The organism is Streptomyces sp. adm13(2018) (genome assembly GCF_008042145.1).
Classification (GTDB): domain Bacteria; phylum Actinomycetota; class Actinomycetes; order Streptomycetales; family Streptomycetaceae; genus Streptomyces.
On sequence record NZ_RDBH01000331.1, the window covers coordinates 1 to 3,371 of the forward strand.

General features: G+C 76.2%; 3 protein-coding genes and 1 pseudogene. All 4 read left to right on the forward strand.

Annotated features, from left to right (window positions below; all coding sequences use genetic code 11):
• Positions 1-799: CocE/NonD family hydrolase C-terminal non-catalytic domain-containing protein (locus tag EAO70_RS37270; RefSeq protein WP_315986270.1), on the forward strand; the 799-nt coding region annotated here is incomplete at its 5' end.
• The gene (locus tag EAO70_RS37275; RefSeq protein WP_148007188.1) at positions 796-2,103 is read left to right on the forward strand and encodes a M14 family metallocarboxypeptidase; all 1,308 of its coding nucleotides are present in this window, start codon (positions 796-798) and stop codon (positions 2,101-2,103) included. The genes EAO70_RS37270 and EAO70_RS37275, both read left to right, overlap by 4 nt.
• A 118-nt stretch (positions 2,104-2,221) precedes the next feature.
• On the forward strand, positions 2,222-2,524 hold the full coding sequence (locus tag EAO70_RS37280; RefSeq protein WP_148007189.1) for a hypothetical protein: 303 nt from the start codon (positions 2,222-2,224) through the stop codon (positions 2,522-2,524).
• 329 nt (positions 2,525-2,853) lie between these two features.
• A pseudogene (locus EAO70_RS37285) lies at positions 2,854-3,371 on the forward strand (oxidoreductase); the annotation flags it as partial.

Consider the following 3,371-nt stretch of genomic DNA (forward strand, 5'->3'; position numbering starts at 1 on the left):
CCCCGCCCCCGGCACGGCCGCCGGGCCCGGCGGCCTCGGCCGCACGCCGGCCGCGCCGGCCGCGCCCGGCTCCACCGCGACCTTCACCGACGACCCGGCCCTGGGCGAACTCGACTGGGCGGCCCGGATCGACACCGCGACCCCCGAGAAGGCCGGGTTCGTCACCCGCCCCCTCTCCCGGGACCTGAGGATCGCCGGCTCCTCCCGGGTGACGGTCACCGCCGTCCCGACCACCGCCACCGCCCACCTCTCCGCCGTCCTGGTGGACCTCGGCCCCGACACGATCCGGGACTACGGGGCCGCGGGCGAGGGCATCAGCACCCGCACCGACCGCACCTGCTGGGGCGCGAGCACGCCCGGGGACAGCGCCTGCTACCTGGAGACCGAGGCCCGCACGACGGACGTCCGCCACACGGTCGTCAGCCGTGGCTGGGCCGATCTCGGCACCTGGGCCGACCCGGGCAGGGAACGCCCGCTGACCCCCGGCCGGGCGTACACGATGACCCTGGACCTCGCCGCCACCGACCACGTCGTCCCGGCCGGCCACCGCCTCGCCCTGATCGTCGCCGGCACCGACAAGGACCTCCTCGACCCCCCGTCGACGACCCCGACCCTGACCCTCGACCTCGCCCGCACCTCCGCGCGGCTGCCGCTGGTCGGCGGCGCCGGGGCCTTCGCCCTGGCCGCCTCCGGACCGCACCCGGCCCCGCCGAGCACCACCACCCCCTCGCGCCGGGACGCCGCACCACCGGCCGCCGTCACCGGCCCGCGCCTGCCCGGAACCGGAGCCGCCCGATGAACCCCCGTACCGGACACCGGAGTTCCCGGCGCGCCCTCCTCCTCGCGGCGGGCGCCGCCCTGCTCGCGCTGCCGCTCGTCACCGTCCCCGCGAAGGCGGCGGACAGCGCGCCCGTACAGCCGCCGCCGCGCACCGGATTCGAGACCAGCAGCGGGGCCCGGTGGACCTCCGAGGCCGAGGAACGCGACTTCCTCGCGGCCGTGGACCGGGCGAGCGCCCGGCTCTCGGTGCGGGTCGTCGGCACCACCGCCCAGGGCCGCCCGCTCCGGCTCGCCATCCTCGGCAGCGGGCGCACCACCGTGCTGCTGGTCTGCAGCCAGCACGGCGACGAGCCGGCCGGCCGGGAGGCCTGTCTGAGCACCGTGCGCGACCTCGCCCACGCCCGGGACCGGGAGACCCTGCGGTTCCTCGCCCGGACGACCCTCCTGGTCGTCCCGACCGCCAACCCCGACGGACGGGAGGCCGACACCCGGGGCAACGCCGACGGCGTCGACGTCAACCGCGACCACATCGCCCTGCGCACCGCCGAGGCGCGCGCGGTCGCCGCCGTCCTCCGCGACCGGCGGCCCGAACTCGTCTACGACCTCCACGAGTACGGGGCCACCCCCCGGTACTACGACAAGGACCTGCTCGCCCTCTGGCCGCGCAGCCTCGACGCCGACCCGCACGTCCACGACGAGTCGCGGACCCTCTCCGAGGCGTACGTCCGGCCCGCCGCCGGGCTCGCCGGGTACAGCAGCGGCATCTACGGCATCTGGACCGACCCCCTCACCGGTAAGCCGCTCAAGCAGGTCGCCGGCGACGGACAGGAGCGGATCCTGCGGAACACCGCCGGGATCAAGCACTCCGTGGGCCTGCTCGTGGAGACCCGGGTGGACGCCCTCGACGAGGCCGAGCAGAACGACCCCGCGCGCAACCACCGGCGCCGCGTCGCCACCCAGCACGCCGCCCTGGAGGGCGTCTTCGCCTATCTCGACGAGCGGCGCGGACCGCTCACGGCGGCCACCGCAGCGGCCCGCCGCGCCGGCTACGCCGACCGCGGCCCGGTCTTCCTCGGCGGCGCCGACAACGACCCGCCGGAGCCGGCGGAGATCCTCGCCGATCCGCCCTGCGGCTACCGGCTGTCCGCCGCCCAGTACGCCGAGGCGGGCGACGAACTCGCCCTGCACGGGGTCGCCGTGCGGCCGGAGGGCGCGGGTGCCTTCGTGCCGCTCGCCCAGTCGCGGCGCGCCCTCGTCCCGCTGCTCCTCGACGGGCGGGCCGCCTATCACCTCGTCAGCGGGAGTCCTGTGGAGGAGTGTTGACGATCACGTGGCGGGTCGACCGGGATGGCGGGATTCCGTCGTTTGCCAGGGTAAAGTTACTGCCTGGTACTGACCATGCCTCGAACAGGCCCCCACGGCCTGGAAGTTGGAGAACACCATGCGCACCACCACGACGGCACGTCGCGCCCTGACGTCGCTCCTCGCCGCGACGCTGCTCGCCGGCGGCGTCCTGCTCGGCCAGACGATGACCGCCGAGCCGGCGGCCGCGGCCAAGATGACCTGCAACGTCAGCCAGCTGCGACAGGACGCGGCGAAGGAGCGCAACCGTGCCGCGCAGCTCCGCGGCCTCGGCGCCCACGCGGAGGCCCGCAAGGCCAGCGCCCGCGCCCAGGCCCTGGAGACGCGCGCCCGCCAGTGCGAGGACGCGGACAACAACGTCCGGCCGCCGCGCTGGAAGTAGCAACGCACACCGGGAAAACGATCCGGTGAGCAAACACGGGGCGGGTGCAGTCCGAAAAGGACTGCACCCGCCCCGTGCTCGCCCTCGGGCCCGTGACCGCCCTACAGCGCCCCCGCCACCGCGGAGGTCGTCGCCGTCACCTCGTCCCGCGACCAGACCCGTACCCGAAGGCCGCGCTCCGCCGGCGTCACCGCGGTCGTCAGACCGACGACCCCGCCCCCCCCACCACGATCACGTCGCTCTCCATGCCGGGGACCGTACCGGGACCGGGACATTTCCGGGACGGACCAGCCATGGAACGCGGACCCCCGCCGCGTGATGCTGGACGCATGCCGGCCGTGTACACGACTCTCGACCTCGTCCCCGCCGCCCTCCCGGACGGCGGTGGCGTCCCCTCCCGGGCCCTCGTCCGGCCTCGACCCCGTCCCGAGGACGTCGACCTCGTCGTCGACGGCCGGTCGCTGCTCCACCGGCTCGACGGGGCCGAGGGTGCCGACACGGTCTCGCCGCTGGCCGGCGACCTCCCGCCGGCCCTCCGCGCCGAGCACCTCCGCGCCCTCCTCGCCCCGGAAGCCGACGGCGGCCGCGGAGCCGTCCTTCCGGCCGGCCGCCGGGTGGTCTACTCCTGCCCCGACTGCGAGGACCTCGGCTGCGGAGCGGTCACCGCCGTCGCCGAACACGACGGCGAGGACGTCGTCTGGCGCGACTTCGCCTGGCAGACCGGCCCCTCGGTGGACCTGGAGCGCGAGGGATACCCCGGCGTCGGCCCCTACCGCCTCCACCGGACGACCCTCCGAACCCTCCTGCGCCGCCTCGGGCCCGGTCCCGAGGCGGCCGACTCCCGGCC

Bases quoted from the DNA above. Each gene is read 5' to 3' on its own strand.
- EAO70_RS37275 (WP_148007188.1), top strand. From the start codon at position 796: ATGAACCCCCGTACCGGACACCGGAGTTCCCGGCGCGCCCTCCTCCTC.
- EAO70_RS37280 (WP_148007189.1), top strand. From the start codon at position 2,222: ATGCGCACCACCACGACGGCACGTCGCGCCCTGACGTCGCTCCTCGCC.